Below are 16,960 nucleotides of genomic sequence, written 5' to 3' on the forward strand. Positions count from 1 at the left end.
ACGGCGGTTTGAAGCGCGGCTGGCCTTTTTTGCCTTCCAAGCTTTCCAACAGCGCGGTTTCTTCGCCGCAGATGTAGGCGCCGTAGCCGTGGGCGGCGAACAGCTCGAAATCGAAGCCCAAGCCCATGATGTTTTTGCCCAAAAAGCCTGCGGCACGGGCTTCGGCAAGGGCTTCTTCGAAGCGTTGGTAGCCCTCGAAAATTTCGCCGTGGATGTAGTTGTAACCCGCTTCCGCACCCATGGCGTAGCCTGCGATAATCATGCCTTCAATCAGCGCGTGGGGGTTGAACATGATGATGTCGCGGTCTTTGAACGTGCCCGGTTCGCCCTCGTCAGTGTTGCAGACGACGTATTTCGCGCCGGGGAAGGAACGGGGCATAAAGCTCCATTTCAAACCGGTCGGGAAACCCGCGCCGCCGCGCCCGCGCAGGCCGGAGGTTTTTACTTCTTCGATGACTTCGTTTTGCGAGATTTTTTCGCTGAGGATTTTGCGCAAGGCCTGATAGCCGCCGCGCGCTTGGTAGGCCGCGAGCGTCCAGCAGTCGGGGGCGCGGGTGTCCACGCGGTCAAAGATTACGCCTGATTGGTAAATAGCCATTTGGTTTGCCTATTTTGGGTTTGTTCGGTTGGGGCTGCCTGAAATACACGGCTGGTGGCGCATGGGTTTCAGACGGCCTTTTTGTTGGGGTAATTATTCAGGTTGCTGATATTTTTTACGTTTTATTTTTCATTTCAGGCTGCCTTTTGTATCGGCAATGTTGGGTTTGCAACCCAACCTACGTTGTGTTTCCAAACAGCCTTAACAGGCCGTCTGAAGTTTTTGTCGGTGGGTTTACACCCGCCCTACTCTTTATCATCAGACTGCCTGAAATTTTGTTGTTTGAGTTGGTAAATATTTCAGACGGCCTTTAATGGTTTTTTCGGAACAAATCCATCTACACTTGCTGCGGCGAACACGCGCCTATCATGGCCAGAAACTCGCTTTCGGTCAGTTTCTGCGTGTCGTTGGCCAACTCGTAATACGATGCCTTGCAATCAATAAAAATTTGGCTTTCCAACTCGAAACCGGCATGGTCGGCAAACAATCCGGCGTTGATGTAATAATCGTCGCCCACCTGCACAAACAGGTGCGTGCCGCATTGTTTGCAGAAACAGCGCTCCGCCCACTCGGACGAGCGGTAACGGCCGATGTGTTCCGCGCCTGAAATCTTCGGATTACGGGCAGACAGGGTAATGGCGGCAGAGCCGCCCCAAGTGCGGCATTTGCCGCAATGACAGGCATCCAGTTTGTGATTGGTTTCGACTTCCAGCGAAACGGCACCGCACAGGCATTTGGCTTCCATTTTTGTTCCTTCTCAATCTCTCTATTTGGACGTTCTGACGGCCTTTTCAGGTAGCTTTAACAGGCCGTCTGAAATTTCTTTTTGGTGGGTTTACACCCACCCTACTCTTTATCATCAGGCTGCCTGAAATTTTGCCGTTTGGGTTGGCAAATATTTCAGACGGCCTTTAATGGTTTTGTTGGGTCAAGACCCAACCTACTATTGTTTATCCGCCGAACACCGCTTTGTCAAAGCGTTCCACATACGCCGAAAGATTAGGCATGCTGCGGATTAAATCGGACATCGGCGTGGCAAAATCGTTGTCGAGAAAACCTGCGACAACCGGTGCAACCGCGCAATCCAGCGAGCTGATTTTATCGCCGAAAAAGAAATCTTTACCGCCCAGATACGTTGAAATGGCTTCAATATCGGCACAACCGAATGCGTAAATCTGCTCTTGCGGATGTTTGCCGATGCCGTGCATATCCAGTTGCCGGCGCGATTTTTCTGCGATTTGGGCAAACGCAGGTTCGCGGACTTCTTCGGGTAGCGCGGCAAACACGTTTTTCATCAAAAACGATTTGCCTTCTGCGGTCAACCAACGGGCGTAAACATTTGTCCAATACAGGTGTTCTTCCGTCATGCGGCGGAATGCTTGGGCAATGGCTTTTTGTTCGGCGGTCAAATGCCCGTCCACATCCAAGCCGTAATGCTGTTCCAAATATTGCTGAATGAGTGATGAATCCGGAATGAGTTTGCCACCGTCTTTCAATACGGGAACTTTGCCGTAAGGCATATCGGAAAAATCGGCAGGATATTCAACCTGATAAGGCTTGCCGCTTAATTTCAACAGGGCTTCGGCTTTCCATGCGAAAGGCGAAAGACTGCGCGCGTCGGCCGTACCGGGAGATGAATAGAGTGTAAACATAATGTTTTCCTAATGATTTAAGTTGAAGGGACATACCTAACCTTAACGGTTTCTTTCGGTTTTGGCCTGAATGCTTTCAGACGGCCTTTACTGCAACTCCGCCAATTTCGCTTCAATCGCTTCCGCATCCATAAAGCTGCACATTTTATGGTTGTTTACCAACATTACGGGGGCATCGCCGCACGCGCCCATGCATTCGCCCTCTACCAGCGTGTACAGGCCGTCTGAAGTCGTTTCGCCGTAGCCGATGCCAAGCTTTTGCTTCAGGTATTCACCTGCGTCCACACCGCCGCGCAGGGCGCAGGGGAGGTTGGTGCAGACGGTGAGTTTGTATTTGCCGACGGGAGCGAGGTCGTACATGTTGTAGAACGTAGCGACTTCGTAGGCGGCGGCGGGGGCGATGCCGATGTAGTTGGCGACGAACTCGATGGTTTCGGGTTTCAGCCAGCCGAGTTCGGTTTGGGCGATACGCAGCGCGCCCATCACGGCAGAGCGGCGTTGGTCGGCGGGGTATTTGGCCAGTTCGGTGTCTATTTGCTGTAAGGATTGTGCGGATAACATGGTTTGCACCTGATTTCTGTTTATTCGGTTTTCAGACGGCCTGTTTTTTAGACGGCCTTTTCGGTTATCTAACGGTCAACTTCCCCGAACACGATGTCTTGGGTACCGATAATCGCCACTACGTCGGCGAGCATGTGACCGCGTGCCATTTCGTCCATGCCTTGCAGGTGGGCAAAGCCGGGGGCGCGGATTTTCAGGCGGTAGGGTTTGTTCGCGCCGTCTGAAATGATGTACACGCCGAATTCGCCTTTGGGGTGTTCAACGGCGGTGTAGGTTTCACCTTCGGGAACGTGCATGCCTTCGGTAAAGAGTTTGAAGTGGTGGATCAAATCTTCCATGCCCTCTTTCATGTCGGTGCGTTTGGGCGGGGCGAATTTGTGATTTTGGGTGATAACGGGGCCGGGGTTGGCGCGCAGCCAGTCGGCGCATTGTTTGATGATGCGGACGGACTGGCGCATTTCGGCCATGCGGCAGAGGTAGCGGTCGTAGCAGTCGCCGTTTACGCCGACAGGGATGTCGAAATCGACGTTGGCGTAGGCGTCATACGGGGCTGTTTTGCGTATGTCCCATTCGATGCCGGAACCGCGCAGCATCACACCGGTAAAGCCTTTCTGCATGGCGCGTTCGGGGGAAACCACGCCGATGCCGACGGTGCGCTGTTTCCAGATGCGGTTGTCGGTGAGCAGGGTTTCGAGGGTGTCGATGTTTTTGGGGAAGCGTTCGCAGAAGGCGTCGATAAAGTCGAGCATGGTGCCTTCGCGCGACTCGTTCAGCTCTTTCAGCACTTTGGCGTTGCGGAATTTGCTGGATTCGTATTTGGGCATGAAGTCGGGCAAATCACGGTACACGCCGCCGGGGCGGAAGTAAGCTGCGTGCATACGTGCGCCGGAAACCGCTTCGTATAAGTCCATCAGTTCTTCGCGGTCGCGGAAGGCGTAAAGAATGGCGGTCATCGCGCCGATGTCGAGCGCGTGTGCGCCGACACCCATCAGGTGGTTCAAGATGCGCGTTACTTCGGCGAACATGACACGGATGTATTGGGCGCGAATGGGAACATCAATACCGGCGAGTTTTTCCACCGCCAAACAGTATGCCTGCTCGTTGACCATCATGGAAACGTAGTCGAGCCTGTCCATATAGGGCATGGCTTGCAGGTAGGTTTTGGTTTCGGCGAGTTTTTCGGTGCCGCGGTGCAGCAGGCCGATATGCGGGTCGGCGCGGACGATGGTTTCGCCTTCCAGCTCCAAAATCATGCGCAATACGCCGTGGGCGGCGGGGTGCTGCGGGCCGAAGTTGATGGTGTAGTTTCTGAGTTTAGCCACCGTAGTTCTCCTCGCGGACGATGCGCGGGGTAATCTCGCGCGGCTCGATGGTTACGGGTTGGTAAATGACGCGTTTTTCGGTTTCGTCGTAGCGCATTTCCACATGGCCGGAAATCGGGAAATCTTTGCGGAACGGGTGGCCGACAAAACCGTAATCGGTGAGGATACGGCGCAAATCGGGATGGTTGTTGAACAGGATGCCGTACATATCGAAGGCCTCGCGTTCATACCAGTCCGCGCTGTTGTAAATGTCGACTATGGATTCCACCACAGGGAAATCATCATCTTCCGCCCACACGCGCACGCGGATGCGCTGGTTGTTGGCCACGGACAAAAGCTGGCTTACTACGGCAAAGCGTTTGCCCGGCCAAACTTCGTTTTTGTAGGTGCTGTAATCGACGCCGCACAGGTCGATCAGGCTTTCAAAATGCAGTTCGGCATGGGCGCGCAGCGTGGTCATCACGTCGCGGTAGTGTTCAGGCAGGCATTCTACGGTTACCTCTTCCAAGGCCAAAATGACTTTGGCGGCTTTACCGCCCAAAACGCGCTGCGCGGTTGCGTATAAATCGTTTGCGTGCATGTCGCGCTCCTGTTTTAAAAGTTGGGTTTCGGCAGTCTGTGGTTTTCAGGCTGCCTAAAAAGGGGGTTATGGCTGTTCATCTGTTTTGCGGTAATCGGTAAAGCCTAGAACGTTGCCTGCCGGGTCAGTAAATTCTACTGCCCAACCCGTAGGAATGCGGAAAGGCGCACTCAAAAAATTTACACCCTTGGGTTGAAACCGAGCATACGCTTCATGTACATCTTCCACTTCTATCCAAACAGTCGGTTTAGCTTCGGGAAATTTGTTTTTGTCTTTCAAGATAAGGGCCGCTTCTTCATTGCCTACCTTGAATGCCAACATTCCGCGTTCGGAAAAATCAAACTTTACAACCAAACCCAACGTGTCTTGATAAAACTGTCTACTAGTGACTAAATCATTTGCAGGAAAGAAAAAATTGTCGTAGTTCATCGTCATTGCCTTTCAGGCTGCCTGAAAACTAATTCCGCGCAATCGTATAAGTGCGCTTGATTTTGCCTTGAAGCTGAATCAGGCCGTAAATCAAGGCTTCGGCGGTAGGCGGGCAGCCGGGCACATATACGTCCACCGGCACCACACGGTCGGCACCGCGTACCACGGAATAGGAATAGTGGTAATAACCGCCGCCGTTGGCACACGATCCCATCGACAAAACCCAACGCGGCTCGGCCATCTGGTCGTACACGCGGCGCAGGGCAGGCGCCATTTTGTTGGTCAGCGTACCCGCCACAATCATCAGGTCGGACTGGCGCGGCGACGGACGGAAAATAATGCCGAAGCGGTCAAGGTCGTAACGCGCCATGCCCGCGTGCATCATTTCCACCGCACAGCAGGCCAAACCGAAAGTAACCGGCCACAGCGAACCCGTGCGCACATAATTGAGCACCGTATCCGCGCTGGCGGTTACGAAGCCTTTGTTCAAAATGCCTTCTACTCCCATTCCAGCGCACCCTTCTTCCATTCATAGATAAAGCCCACCGTGAGAATCACGATGAACACAAACATCGACCAAAACGCATAAGCCCCCGTTTCGACCATCAGGTCTTTGAACACGACCGCCCACGGAATCATAAACGCCACTTCCAAATCAAACAGGATAAACAGAATCGCCACGAGATAGTATCGCACGTCGAACTTCATACGCGCGTTTTCAAAGGCTTCGAAACCGCATTCGAACGGCGTGTCTTTTTCGTGGTAATGGCGCTTGGGGCCGAGAATGTTGCCGAGCAGGATGAACAGCACCCCTGCGGCAAGCCCGACCAGCAGAAAGATTAAAACGGGTAAGTAGTTGGCCAACATGGTTGTATACCTGTTTGTTTATATTGAAATAAATGCAATAGCAGCAAATAGTTTCTAATTTTAACCAATTTCCAATCTTCTTAAAAGTTGAAAGCATCTCAATCCGCGCAAAAAATCCAATAAATTCAAAGATTTTTTGATAACGATTATCGATATTGATTTATGGCGAAATTTTCTTATTGAAAACACATATATCAATGTACTACAAAAAAAATGTGTATTGCCGGCATGTATAACGGTTTTAAATTAAAAAACAAACGGATAACTTCTGCATAATTATCCGCCCGCAATACTTGACCTGTTTTCTGCGGTATTCAGAATACCGAAAGGCCGTCTGAAAACCGTACTCTGTGATTTTCAGACGGCCTGCCGTGTTTTACCCTAATTTTACAAACCGAGTGCCCATGCGCTGCTTTCGAGTGCTTCGTTGCGGTTTTCGTATTGCGCGAAAATTTCGGCGATGATTTCGTCTTCGCTGTCGATAACCTGCATCAAATCCAAATCCTGTTCCGAAATCAGGCCTCGCATCAGGAGTTGGTCTTTGACCCAATCGAGCAGGCCTTTCCAAAAACTGCTGCCCACCAGAATAATCGGCCGCTGCGGCGTTTTGCCGGTCTGCACCAGCGTCAGGCTTTCAAACAGTTCGTCAAGCGTGCCGAAACCGCCGGGCATGACCACATACGCCACCGCGTGTTTCACAAACATCACTTTGCGCGGGAGAAAATGCTGGAATTTAATCGATAAGTCTTGATACGGATTGGCGGCCTGTTCGTGCGGCAACACAATGTTCAGCCCGACGGCGGGACTTCTGCCCGCAAACGCGCCTTTGTTCGCCGCTTCCATAATCCCCGGCCCGCCGCCCGAAATCACGGCGAATCCGGCATCCGACAATTTGCGCGACAGGCTTTCGGTAAACGCATAGTCGGGATGGTTTTCCGGCGTTCGCGCACTGCCGTAAATGCTGACCGCAGGCTGAATCGCCCGCAACTCTTCGCCCGCTTCGACGAATTCGGAAATAATCTTCAATAAATGATAAGACTCCCGCGCCTGAATATCGCGGCGGGTGTTTTCGGGCAAAACGGGATACGGCAGCTTTTTGTAAAGGGTCATGGGAACGGCTCGGCTGGTTGGGGGAAAGCGGGCATTATAGCAAAGGCCGTCTGAAAAGTTTTCAGACGGCCTTTTCGCAAGGCTGTGTCCGAATAATGTGCCGATGATACCGGTACCGTGATTTCCAAGCAGACGGGAATCCACCGTTAATATCCACAGGCTCATGAATCAAAAAAGTTTCTTAAATTTTGGGGACAAGGATTCCCGCCTACACGGAAATCACGGTTGCGGACAGTGCCGCATCAATCGGCATACCGTACAAACACCGCCTTCCGCAACCGGCTTGCGCGGTCAAACACTTCGCTTGCCATTCCGCCCGACCGTGCAACCGTTTTTACAGGCGGCAGCGGCACAAGATTTAAGAAAACCGGAACAACACACCATATCGTCCGCCCCTTCTCTTTACGTTAAAATACCCGCCCACCTTTTTTCAGACGGCCTTTCCATGTCCCAACCCGTTACCCTTGTCTGGCTGCGCCGCGATTTGCGCGTTTTCGACAACACCGCCCTGCAAACCGCCATACGGCGCGGCCTGCCCGTGGCTGCGGTGTTTGTGTTCGACACCGGTATTCTCGACCATTTGAGCCGCGACGACCGCCGCATCGGCTTTATCCGCGACAGCGTGGCCGAGCTGCAAGCCGCGTTGACGGAAAAAGGCATTCCGCTGTTGGTATTGCACGGACGGGCGGAAAAGGAAATCCCTGCGCTGGCAGGCCGTCTGAACGCCGCCGCTGTGGTGTGCGCAGAAGATTACGAGCCTGCCGCCATCGAGCGCGATAACCGCATTTGGCGGGTTTTGGATGCAGATGGCCGCGAATTCGTGCGCGTTACCGACCAAGCGGTGTTTGCCAAAGCCGATGTGATGAGCAGCCAAGGACGGCCTTATACCGTTTTTACGCCCTATAAAAACGCATGGCTGCAAACTTACGCCCAACGTTACGCCGCATGGCAGCCTGCCGACGATTGGGCTGCGGCCGCACGGCTTCAGACGGCCCTGCCCGATGCCGCCCGCAACCCGCCGCCCGTGCCGGCGTGTGCCGATTTGGGTTTCCAACCCCAGCCTTCGCCGTTTGCAGCGGGCGAAACGGCGGCACAGGCACAGCTCGGCCGTTTCCTTTCCCACATCGCCGATTACGGCCTGACCCGCGATTTTCCGAGCAAACAGGGCGGCAGCAACCTTTCGCCCTATCTGCGTTTCGGCCTGCTTTCGCCGCGCCATCTGGCCTTTCTCGCCAAACAGGCCGACTGCGAAGGCGCAAGCGTTTGGCTTTCCGAACTGGTTTGGCGCGAATTTTTTATGCAGATACTGTTCCATTTTCCCCATGCCGCCACAGAAAACTTCCGAACCGAATACCGTGATTTAACTTGGGAAAACAATCCCTTATGGCTGGAACGCTGGCAACGCGGGCAAACCGGCTATCCGCTCGTCGATGCCGCCATGCGCTGCCTGATCAAAACCGGCACCCTGCACAACCGCCTGCGCATGGTTGCCGCCTGCTTCCTGACCAAAGACCTGCTCACCGACTGGCGGCACGGCGAGCGCTGGTTTGCCGAACACCTGATGGATTACGACCTTGCCGCCAACAGCGGCAACTGGCAGTGGGCGGCGGGCACGGGCTGCGACGCACAGCCCTACTTCCGCGTATTCAACCCCGTGTTGCAGTCGCAGAAATACGACCCCGACGGCCACTTCATCCGCCGCTACGTTCCCGAACTCGCCCATCTCGGCAAAGACACCATCCACGCGCCCTGGCTGGCCAAAAACAGCATCGACACCCACGACTACCCCGCCCCCGTCGTCAGCCATGCCGAACAAAGGGAAAAAGCCATTGCCATGTTCAAAGCCGTGAAAGACAAGGCCGCTGCCGGCCACTGAAAAGTGCGGTTGCCCCTTAACCCGCAAGACCGTCTGAAACCCGTTTTCAGACGACCTTATGCTATAATCCGCCCCGCACACAGGCAGGACAGACAGCCGCCGCGCAGCGCGTAAAGCCTGCGGGGAGGAAAGTCCGGGCTGCACAGGGCAGGATGCCGGCTAACGGCCGGGCGCGGCAACGCGACGGAAAGTGGAACAGAGAGCAGAACCGCCGATGGCCGTCCGAACAGGCGGCACAGGCAAGGGTGAAAAGGTGCGGTAAGAGCGCACCGTGCACTTGGCAACAAGGCGCAGCAGGCTAAACCCCATCCGCAGCAAGACCAAACAGAACGCATTGACGCGGCCCGCCGAGCGTTCGGGTAGGTTGCTTGAGCGCATGAGCAATCATGCGCCTAGAGGAATGGCTGTTCACGACAGAACCCGGCTTACCGTCTTGGCTGTGTGCCCGAATGATTCAAGGCCGTCTGAAAATGTTTTCAGACGGCCTTAGGTTTTTATTGGCCGGGGATTGGGATTGGTTGGACGACGGTCAAACAAAGGCCCGTATTTGCACGGCGTATTGATTGATGCAATGCCGTTTGCAACCGTCATTGCCGCACGGTAGTCATCCGTCTTCCATCTTCAGCTTGAAAAAAATCTTTTTGATTCAATCATTTGAAAATATCTGCCATGGATTCCCGCTTTCGTGGGGATGACGGTATGACTCATCAATGCCTCATCCAAACACAACCAGCAAACCAAGCCGTATCCGAGCCATACAATGACACGACAGTATCGTCGTCCGTCGCCGTCATTCCCGCGCAGGCGGGAATCCAGAAAGTTTTTGGGTTCGGATACCGTTCAGAACATCGGTTTCTTAAGATTTACCGTCTGGATTCCCGCCTGCGCGGGAATGACGTACGGAAACCAATCTCATTGAAGAATTAAATAATCAAAGGTTACCTTCCATATCAACACCGTCCCGCAGCAACGCCGTCTGAAACATTCCAAATGCCCGGCCAAACATTCTGAATGTCAAACCGGATGCCGAAACAATCGGATATGAAATACCCGTAACAGTTCAGGCAAACGTATGGAGATTACGATGAAAGGCCGTCTGAAAATGTTTTCAGACGGCCTTGCCGTTTTGGCGCAGGATTACAACGGGATGCCGTCAATCCAGCGAACCGAATTTCCCTGCCTGATAATCCCTAAACGCCTGCATCAGCTCGTCGCGGGTGTTCATCACAAACGGGCCGTGGGCGGCAACGGGTTCGCCGATCGGAACGCCGCTCAGGAGAATCAGCTCGGCAGGGCCGTCTGAAACGGCTTTCAGGCGGATTGCGCCCGCTTCGGTTTCAAACGTTACCAGCTGCGTTTCGCCGGCTTTGCGGCTGCCGTTGATTTCCACCGCGCCGCGCCGTATCACGAGCATCAGGTTGTGGTTGTCGGGCAAAACGAGTTCGGCTTCCGTGCCTGCTTCCACGGCCACGTCCCACACGTTCATTTCGGTAAAGGTGTCGGCTACGCCTTTGCTGCCCCGGTATTCGCCCGCTATCAGGCGGATGCGGCCTGCGCCGTTGTCGAGCGGGACAACGGGAATGTCGGCGGCTTTGAGATGTTGGTAACGCGGCGGAACGTTTTTGTCTTTGGCGGGCAGGTTGACCCAAAGCTGCGCCATTTCAAACAGGCCACCGCGCCTGCCGAAGGATTCGGCGTGGAATTCTTCGTGAACGGTGCCGCTGCCCGCGGTCATCCATTGCACGTCGCCCGCTTCAATCACGCCGGACGCGCCGCTGCCGTCGCGGTGCGCCACTTCTCCGTGGTAGGCGATGGTTACGGTTTCAAAGCCTTTGTGCGGGTGTTCGCCCACGCCGCGCGGATGGCTGCTGTTTGGCACGAATTCCATCGGGGCAGCGTAGTCGAGCATCAGAAACGGATCGGTATGTTTGTCGTCGCCCATATGGGAAAACAGCGGGGCAACGCGAAAGCCGTTGCCTACCCAATGGGTTTGCGGGGCGTTGTAGATTCGGCGGATGTTTCTCATGATGCGTCCTTTCCTGATGCCGTCTGAAACCGTTTTTCAGACGGCCTGTTGAATTTGTTTATCGGTTTTTCGTGTGGGATTAACTGTATCAATAACATGGAAACTTGTGAAGCAGGCACAGGTTTGATACTGTGGTGCAAACCGCTCGGCCGTTCCGCAAACGGGCTTTCATGCCGGAAAACGGTTTCAGACGGCCTCATACTATCCTTTACCTTTTACCGACCAACACAGGAACATCCCATGAACAACGCCAAACTCATCGACCATACCCAGCTTGCCGCCGCCGCCACCCGAGCGCAAATCGAAAAACTCTGCCGAGAAGCGGCGGAATACGGCTTTTGGTCGGTATGCGTCAACCCCTCGCGCGTGGCCGAAGCCAAAGCCCTGCTGGCCGGCTCCGGCGTGAAAGTGTGCACCGTCGTCGGCTTCCCGCTCGGCGCGTCTTCCACACAGACCAAAGCCTTTGAAACCCGTGCGGCGGTGGCCGACGGTGCCGACGAAATCGACATGGTGATGAACATCGGCTTGGCCAAAGACGGCGATTGGGCGGCAGTCCGGGCCGACATCGCCGCCGTTGCGGAAGCGGCCAAACCCGCGCTGCTCAAAGTGATTCTGGAAACCTGCCTGCTCACGCCCGAAGAAATCCGCCGCGCCTGCGAATGCGCCGTGGCCGCGGGCGCGGATTTCGTGAAAACGTCCACCGGCTTTTCCACCGGCGGCGCAAAAGCGGAAGACGTGCGGCTGATGCGCGAATGCGTCGGCGCATCGTTCGGCGTGAAAGCCTCGGGCGGCATCCGCACCGCCGCCGATTTGGAAGCCATGGTTGCCGCAGGTGCCGACCGCATCGGCGCATCCGCAGGCGCAGCATTACTCGGCGGCAAAGCCGCAGACAACGGCGGTTATTGAACCCTGTCTGACCCGAGCCTGCCGCACGGCAGGCTCGAAATCCGCAGGAAAACGCCGTAAAAACAGATGTCTGCACGCCCGTCACCCCCACGCTTGCCGCTATCGGCGGCAAAGGGAAACCCGCGGTTCAGTCTCATAAAAATTAAAACCAAACGCTCGGTAAGATACTCGATTTTCTAAATATATTTAGTCAAAATTCATTACGGCCGATTGCGTTTTAGTAATTTTTTATTATCAGAACTTTTTTCAATCATATCTGACCAACCAATCATACCATTCAGTTCGTTTCAATTTCTGCAACTAATGGACAGCATACAATGAAATGGTCGCTTATTTTTTTAGGTATTTTCTTCTTCTTGATGATGTCATCCAATGCATTGAATATAAATAAATTGGTTCCGAAAGAGAAATTTAATCTGAATTTATTGTATGCAATGTTGGCCATGGTATTTACCGGTCTTGTTTATGCATTTCACGGATAATTATCTTTTCTAAAAATATAAAAAACCGGCATCTTTCAAGAAAAGAAACTTACCGACAACTGTCAAAATACCCTATTTGGACTATTTGAAAACGTTGCGTACGGTTACGCCGTCTGAAAACGGCTAACCGTACCTACAAGGTTGAACTGCCTGAAATTTCAAGACAGGATTCCCGCCTGTACGGGAATAACGGCGGGCGGGGCTGTAATGGGATGACACAGACACGAAGTCGGATAAGCAGGTGCGGCCGGTTTCCGTTCACGGAACGTAACGGTACAAACGGCGGCCATCGAACTCCGTCTGCGTTATCTTGGGGGCGATTTTCCAGAACGTAACCGCACAAACAGCCCATCCGAACCATACATACAAAAGGCCGTCTGAAAACATTTTTCAGACAGCCTTAACTACCACAGCCGTTTTCCGGTCGAACTTTCCTGTTGTACCAAAAATTCCCTGATATAACAATGCCTTTTATCCGTTCCGTTTCGGAAAAAACGTAACCGCCCGCTCCCCTTCGGGCAGCGTCAGTTTTTTCAGCGCATGGCCGTAAACCGTTTCCAGCGTGATGTTCAGACGGCCTTCTCCGGCAAATATCCTGTCTACGGCGGCGCGGGCGGCGGCTTCGTCGGAAAACACCGATGCCCGCCAGATGCCCAACGTTTCCATATCGAGCCAAAAGGTTTCGGCCTTGGTATAGCCCAAATCGAGTTTGGCGGTATCGGTAACGGGGTCGTAAAAACCGTTGCCCGCGAGCATATCGCCCAAGTCGTGCATATCGACCAAAACGGGGGTTTCGCAAGCGATGTCCTGAGCTTTCAGACGGCCTTTCAGCTCGGCCAGCGTATCGCGGCCGAAATGGGTAAAAAACAGTAATCCGTCTGTTTTCAATGCTTTAGACCACGACAAAAACGCGGCGGGCAAGTCATCCGCCGTAATCAGGGAAAGGTTGGCCCACAGCATATCCGCCGCGGCTTCGGGCAGCGGGGAAGCAACGGGCAGGCAGGTTTGCGGCACGGTTTTGCCGGCGAATTTCCGCCAAAACCCGTCTTTGCGCGCGGCGGCGGCGGCCTGTAAAAATTCAGGGCGCGGGTCGTATTCGGAAAACGCGGCTTTGGGATAACGCGCGGCCAGCAGGCTGCGGCTGATGTCGGCATCCGCGCCGACAAGACAGATGTTCTGCGGCTCGCGGCGCACGAATTCGAGACGTTGGTCGGTGGTTTCGGCAAGATGGCGGTGGATTTGCCAGCGGTCGGTATTCATGGTTTTGATTGGATACGGATTGAAGGATTTTAAGGGAAAACAATCGGTTGCGGATAAACGGTTCGGCAAACCGCTAAGTCTGCCGCATCAGGCCGTCTGAAAACGGAGGGTCTTTTCAGACGGCCTTTTCCGTAAGGGCTGTATCGGTCTCAGGTTGCGTTTGGGTGATGAGTCGGCGATACCGTCGCAGGAATCCATGTCCGATATTTAGGAAACTTTTTTTATTCATGCGCTTGTGAAGATTAAGCATGGATTTCCGCCTGCGCGGGAATGACGGTTAAACGACACCCCATCAATATGCGATGCGTACACAGCCAAATGCTAAAGTACAGCCAATAAAAAACGCTGCCTGCGGATGCACCCTGCGGCTATTTCAACGAAACCGGCAACGGCGGCAAACGTTCAGACGGCCTATCCCCCGCATCAATGCGCAGCAGAAACATCATGGCGCAATGATTTGCCTAAGGTTTTCGCCTTCGCAGGCCCGACAGCGTTGTCTATCGCCCACGGTTCAGGCCACGTTTTCCACAAACGCCGTCCACAACGCCGCAAATTCTTCCGCATGGCTCAAAAACGGGGCATGGGCGGCTTTGGCCATGATATGCAGCTCGCTGTGCGGCAGATGGCGGTGCAGATAATCCCCCATTCGCGGCGGCGTGATGCTGTCTTTGTCACCGAACACCAGCAGCACGGGAGTCTCGATGCCGGCCAGCAGCGGCCTTGCGTCGGCACGGTTGACGGCTTCGAGCGCGGCATCCAGCGCACAAGGCACGCCGTGGCGCACGGTGTCGGGCAGGATTTTGTCGAGCACGGCCTGCGCGTTTGGTGTATTGAGCAACTGCAACTGGAAAAACTGTTTGATATACTTCGCATAATCCTGTTTGAACGCGCCGCTCATTTTGGCCAGTGCGGGCTGCGCCAAGCCTTCGGGATAGCCTTCGTCGGCGGTAAAGCGGGCAAACGTGGCGGTCAGGCACAGCGAGCGCACTTTTTCGGGATGGCGTGCGGCGATAAACAGCGCAACCAGCCCGCCGAGCGACCAGCCCAAAACGTGCGAACCGTTTTCCATCCGTGCGGCCAGCGCATCGGCGGTTTCCTCGATGTCGAAACGCCCGCCGAACGGCGCACCGCCGTGGCCGGGCAGGTCAACCGCCCGCACCCGCCAAGATTCGGGCAGATGGGGAATGAAACTGTCGAACGCATGGCGGTTGGCCGCCCAGCCGTGAATCAGGCAGGCATTTTGCAGGGCGGGCGGGTGTGCGTTTTCAGACGGCATCGGGGCAGGTTTCCTTATATTTGTGGTGGGCAAGCGGGCAAACGATTGCCGTGGGCAAACATTCCGTTTGACGGTTTCGGCAAATACCGTTCGGCCCGCAATATTCGGAGCCAGCGGCATCGGAATTCCGTCCGCACCGGCCATCACTGCGGCTGACAGACGGAATACGGCGCACCGCGCGGCAAACGCGGCCACCGTTCCACAACGCACGCCACAACCGATTTTTTCTTTTTAAAACAATATTTTCACACCGATACGGGTATGTCTTTCTTTTCCATTATCAGCGGTTTTTTCCGCATCAGGCAATGCGTATTATGCCACGGTCGCGCACTTTCAGACGGCCTGTGCGAAGGCTGCGCGGCGGATTTGCCGCATTTGTTCACCGACAGCGCAAACAGTTGCCCGCTGTGCTTTTCCGCAAGCATCGGCGGTACGGTATGCGGCCGATGCCAACAGAAACCGCCGCCGTTTGAACAACTGTGGGCCAGCGCGTATTACGAACCGCCGCTCAGCGGCATGGTTTATGCTTTCAAACACCGCGCCGATTTGGGCATGCTGCCGCCTTTGGTCTCGCTGATGCGCCGCCATTCCCCGCCTTGGCTGCCCGATGCCGGCATCGGCGCGGTTTTGGCCGTGCCTTTGAGCAAAAACAGGCGCTTGGAACGCGGGTTCAACCAATGTGACGAACTCGTCCGTGAATTGGGCAGGGATTACGGCTGGAACGTGCTGCCGCGCCACACGGTTTTCAGACGGCATCATGCGCCGCAAAGCACGCTCAAAAGCGCGCAAAGGCGTAAAAACATACGCCATGCTTTTGAAATCAAAGGCACTATCCCGAAAGACTGCAATATTTTGTTAATCGACGACGTGTTCACCACCGGTGCCACGCTCGCGGAACTGGCGCGGAGCCTGAAAAAATCGGGCGCAGGCAGAATCTACTGCTGGACGCTGGCGCGTTCGCGATTGAAAAATTAGCTTAAACGCTTTGACGCGCATAAGCGCGCTGTGGCATCTTCCGTCCCCTTAAGTGATTGATTTATATGTTTACCGTTGTTCTCTACCAGCCCGAAATCCCGCCGAACACAGGCAACATCATCCGCCTGTGCGCCAATACCGGCGCGGATCTGCACTTGGTCAAGCCGCTCGGTTTCCCGCTCGATTCGGCCAAAATGAAACGCGCGGGGCTGGATTACCACGAATTCGCCAAACTGACGGTACACGAAAACTACGCCGCCTGCCTTGAAGCCCTGAAAGGCCGCCGCATTTTCGCGCTGACCACCAAAGGCAGCACCCGTCCCGACAGCGCGGTATTCAGGCCGGACGACGTATTTCTGTTCGGCCCCGAAACCCGCGGCCTGCCGACCGAAATTCTCGGCAGCCTGCCGCCGGAACAGAAACTGCGCCTGCCCATGCTGCCCGACAGCCGCAGCATGAACCTGTCGAACACCGTTGCCGTTATGCTGTTTGAAGCATGGCGGCAAAACGGTTATCAGGGCGGGGTTTGACGGTTTTAACGCAACACCGCCTGTCCGGCAAACCGTTTTCAGACGGCCTGCCATGCCTGGCCTGACAACGGATGCCGTCTGAACGGTTTTTCCCACATTTTCCCGCCGCCGCTTTTTTCAGACGGCCGCCATGCGCGGCAGAAACCGTGCCGGATGCGGCAGCCGTACCGACACGGCATTCAGGCCGTCTGAACAATATTTTTTCCTTCCAACTCAAGAATCGGAACACGTTTTGACTGTGACCAAACCCACCTTACTCTCCGCCGCACTGGCCGTTTTCTCAGCCGCCGTGCTCACGCTCGCTCCCGTGCAGGACGCGCAGGCCGACGCCGTCGTCAAAGCCGAAAAGCCGCACGTATCTGCCAACCGCAGCTATAAAGTCAACGGCAAACGCTACAACCCGCTCACCAAGGTCTCTTCTTTCAGCCAAAGCGGCAAAGCATCGTTTTACGGCGACAAATTCCACGGCCGCAAAACTGCCAGCGGCGAACGTTACAACAAACACGCCCT

At 54.8% G+C, this 16,960-nt stretch carries 16 protein-coding genes, 1 other RNA gene and 2 pseudogenes; 6 read left to right on the forward strand and 13 right to left on the reverse strand.

The annotated features are described in order from the left end of the window. The 10 genes and pseudogenes from ACEYDX_RS07730 to ACEYDX_RS07775 form a co-directional block, all read right to left on the reverse strand. Positions 1–598, reverse strand: a pseudogene (locus ACEYDX_RS07730) (NADH-quinone oxidoreductase subunit F); the annotation flags it as partial. 337 nt (positions 599–935) lie between these two features. Next, positions 936–1,343, reverse strand: a complete 408-nt coding sequence (locus tag ACEYDX_RS07735) for a GFA family protein (protein WP_373741444.1) — start codon at positions 1,341–1,343, stop codon at positions 936–938. 205 nt (positions 1,344–1,548) lie between these two features. Beyond that, entirely contained in the window at positions 1,549–2,250 is a 702-nt protein-coding gene (locus ACEYDX_RS07740; protein WP_373741445.1) for a glutathione S-transferase family protein, read from the reverse strand. An 87-nt stretch (positions 2,251–2,337) separates the two neighbouring features. Further along, positions 2,338–2,811, reverse strand: a complete 474-nt coding sequence (gene nuoE, locus ACEYDX_RS07745) for an NADH-quinone oxidoreductase subunit NuoE (RefSeq protein WP_373741446.1) — start codon at positions 2,809–2,811, stop codon at positions 2,338–2,340. 68 nt (positions 2,812–2,879) lie between these two features. After that, on the reverse strand, positions 2,880–4,133 hold the full coding sequence (gene nuoD / locus ACEYDX_RS07750) for an NADH dehydrogenase (quinone) subunit D (protein WP_373741447.1): 1,254 nt from the start codon (positions 4,131–4,133) through the stop codon (positions 2,880–2,882). Beyond that, a complete protein-coding gene (locus ACEYDX_RS07755; RefSeq protein ID WP_373741448.1) occupies positions 4,126–4,713 on the reverse strand; it encodes an NADH-quinone oxidoreductase subunit C in 588 nt (195 codons plus the stop codon). Before ACEYDX_RS07755 ends, nuoD begins: the two co-directional genes overlap by 8 nt. A gap of 66 nt (positions 4,714–4,779) precedes the next feature. Further along, positions 4,780–5,142 carry a VOC family protein gene (locus tag ACEYDX_RS07760; protein WP_373741449.1) on the reverse strand — a complete coding sequence of 121 codons (363 nt, stop codon included), beginning with the start codon at positions 5,140–5,142 and terminating at the stop codon, positions 4,780–4,782. 28 nt (positions 5,143–5,170) lie between these two features. Next, complete coding sequence (locus ACEYDX_RS07765) at positions 5,171–5,650, reverse strand: NADH-quinone oxidoreductase subunit B family protein (protein ID WP_373741450.1); 480 nt, start codon at positions 5,648–5,650, stop codon at positions 5,171–5,173. Further along, on the reverse strand, positions 5,641–6,009 hold the full coding sequence (locus ACEYDX_RS07770; protein ID WP_373741451.1) for an NADH-quinone oxidoreductase subunit A: 369 nt from the start codon (positions 6,007–6,009) through the stop codon (positions 5,641–5,643). Before ACEYDX_RS07770 ends, ACEYDX_RS07765 begins: the two co-directional genes overlap by 10 nt. 387 nt (positions 6,010–6,396) lie before the next feature. Then, positions 6,397–7,119, reverse strand: coding sequence for a TIGR00730 family Rossman fold protein (locus ACEYDX_RS07775; RefSeq protein WP_373741459.1), 723 nt, complete (start codon positions 7,117–7,119; stop codon positions 6,397–6,399). Between the two features lie 445 nt (positions 7,120–7,564). Between ACEYDX_RS07775 and ACEYDX_RS07780 the strand changes: the two genes are divergently transcribed. Next, entirely contained in the window at positions 7,565–8,995 is a 1,431-nt protein-coding gene (locus ACEYDX_RS07780; protein WP_373741452.1) for a deoxyribodipyrimidine photo-lyase, read from the forward strand. An 80-nt stretch (positions 8,996–9,075) separates the two neighbouring features. After that, an RNA gene (rnpB, locus tag ACEYDX_RS07785) (RNase P RNA component class A) lies at positions 9,076–9,439 on the forward strand. Positions 9,440–10,148: 709 nt separating this feature from the next. On the opposite strand, the gene ACEYDX_RS07790 is transcribed toward rnpB, so the two are convergent. Continuing rightward, positions 10,149–11,021 carry a pirin family protein gene (locus ACEYDX_RS07790; protein WP_373741453.1) on the reverse strand — a complete coding sequence of 291 codons (873 nt, stop codon included), beginning with the start codon at positions 11,019–11,021 and terminating at the stop codon, positions 10,149–10,151. A gap of 240 nt (positions 11,022–11,261) precedes the next feature. On the opposite strand from ACEYDX_RS07790, the gene deoC reads away from it, so the two are divergent. After that, on the forward strand, positions 11,262–11,927 hold the full coding sequence (gene deoC / locus ACEYDX_RS07795; protein WP_373741454.1) for a deoxyribose-phosphate aldolase: 666 nt from the start codon (positions 11,262–11,264) through the stop codon (positions 11,925–11,927). A 953-nt stretch (positions 11,928–12,880) separates the two neighbouring features. On the opposite strand, the gene ACEYDX_RS07800 is transcribed toward deoC, so the two are convergent. Further along, positions 12,881–13,669, reverse strand: a complete 789-nt coding sequence (locus tag ACEYDX_RS07800) for a methyltransferase (protein WP_373741455.1) — start codon at positions 13,667–13,669, stop codon at positions 12,881–12,883. A gap of 511 nt (positions 13,670–14,180) precedes the next feature. Then, the gene (gene bioH / locus ACEYDX_RS07805; RefSeq protein WP_373741456.1) at positions 14,181–14,945 is read right to left on the reverse strand and encodes a pimeloyl-ACP methyl ester esterase BioH; all 765 of its coding nucleotides are present in this window, start codon (positions 14,943–14,945) and stop codon (positions 14,181–14,183) included. Positions 14,946–15,206: 261 nt separating this feature from the next. Between bioH and ACEYDX_RS07810 the strand changes: the two genes are divergently transcribed. From ACEYDX_RS07810 to ACEYDX_RS07820, 3 genes and pseudogenes are all read left to right on the forward strand, one after another. After that, the gene (locus tag ACEYDX_RS07810; RefSeq protein ID WP_373741457.1) at positions 15,207–15,920 is read left to right on the forward strand and encodes a ComF family protein; all 714 of its coding nucleotides are present in this window, start codon (positions 15,207–15,209) and stop codon (positions 15,918–15,920) included. A gap of 65 nt (positions 15,921–15,985) precedes the next feature. Further along, positions 15,986–16,450, forward strand: a complete 465-nt coding sequence (gene trmL, locus ACEYDX_RS07815) for a tRNA (uridine(34)/cytosine(34)/5-carboxymethylaminomethyluridine(34)-2'-O)-methyltransferase TrmL (RefSeq protein WP_373741458.1) — start codon at positions 15,986–15,988, stop codon at positions 16,448–16,450. Positions 16,451–16,682: 232 nt separating this feature from the next. Further along, positions 16,683–16,960: pseudogene (locus ACEYDX_RS07820) on the forward strand (septal ring lytic transglycosylase RlpA family lipoprotein); the annotation flags it as partial.

This window comes from Neisseria sp. (assembly GCF_041804105.1).
GTDB lineage: Bacteria > Pseudomonadota > Gammaproteobacteria > Burkholderiales > Neisseriaceae > Neisseria.

Coding starts and splice junctions, on each gene's coding strand:
- ACEYDX_RS07740 (WP_373741445.1), bottom strand. CDS start 2,250: ATGTTTACACTCTATTCATCTCCCGGTACGGCCGACGCGCGCAGTCTT.
- ACEYDX_RS07790 (WP_373741453.1), bottom strand. CDS start 11,021: ATGAGAAACATCCGCCGAATCTACAACGCCCCGCAAACCCATTGGGTA.
- ACEYDX_RS07765 (WP_373741450.1), bottom strand. CDS start 5,650: ATGGGAGTAGAAGGCATTTTGAACAAAGGCTTCGTAACCGCCAGCGCG.
- deoC (WP_373741454.1), top strand. CDS start 11,262: ATGAACAACGCCAAACTCATCGACCATACCCAGCTTGCCGCCGCCGCC.
- ACEYDX_RS07735 (WP_373741444.1), bottom strand. CDS start 1,343: ATGGAAGCCAAATGCCTGTGCGGTGCCGTTTCGCTGGAAGTCGAAACC.
- ACEYDX_RS07770 (WP_373741451.1), bottom strand. CDS start 6,009: ATGTTGGCCAACTACTTACCCGTTTTAATCTTTCTGCTGGTCGGGCTT.
- ACEYDX_RS07755 (WP_373741448.1), bottom strand. CDS start 4,713: ATGCACGCAAACGATTTATACGCAACCGCGCAGCGCGTTTTGGGCGGT.
- ACEYDX_RS07810 (WP_373741457.1), top strand. CDS start 15,207: ATGTCTTTCTTTTCCATTATCAGCGGTTTTTTCCGCATCAGGCAATGC.
- ACEYDX_RS07760 (WP_373741449.1), bottom strand. CDS start 5,142: ATGAACTACGACAATTTTTTCTTTCCTGCAAATGATTTAGTCACTAGT.
- trmL (WP_373741458.1), top strand. CDS start 15,986: ATGTTTACCGTTGTTCTCTACCAGCCCGAAATCCCGCCGAACACAGGC.
- ACEYDX_RS07780 (WP_373741452.1), top strand. CDS start 7,565: ATGTCCCAACCCGTTACCCTTGTCTGGCTGCGCCGCGATTTGCGCGTT.
- ACEYDX_RS07800 (WP_373741455.1), bottom strand. CDS start 13,669: ATGAATACCGACCGCTGGCAAATCCACCGCCATCTTGCCGAAACCACC.
- nuoE (WP_373741446.1), bottom strand. CDS start 2,811: ATGTTATCCGCACAATCCTTACAGCAAATAGACACCGAACTGGCCAAA.
- bioH (WP_373741456.1), bottom strand. CDS start 14,945: ATGCCGTCTGAAAACGCACACCCGCCCGCCCTGCAAAATGCCTGCCTG.
- ACEYDX_RS07775 (WP_373741459.1), bottom strand. CDS start 7,119: ATGACCCTTTACAAAAAGCTGCCGTATCCCGTTTTGCCCGAAAACACC.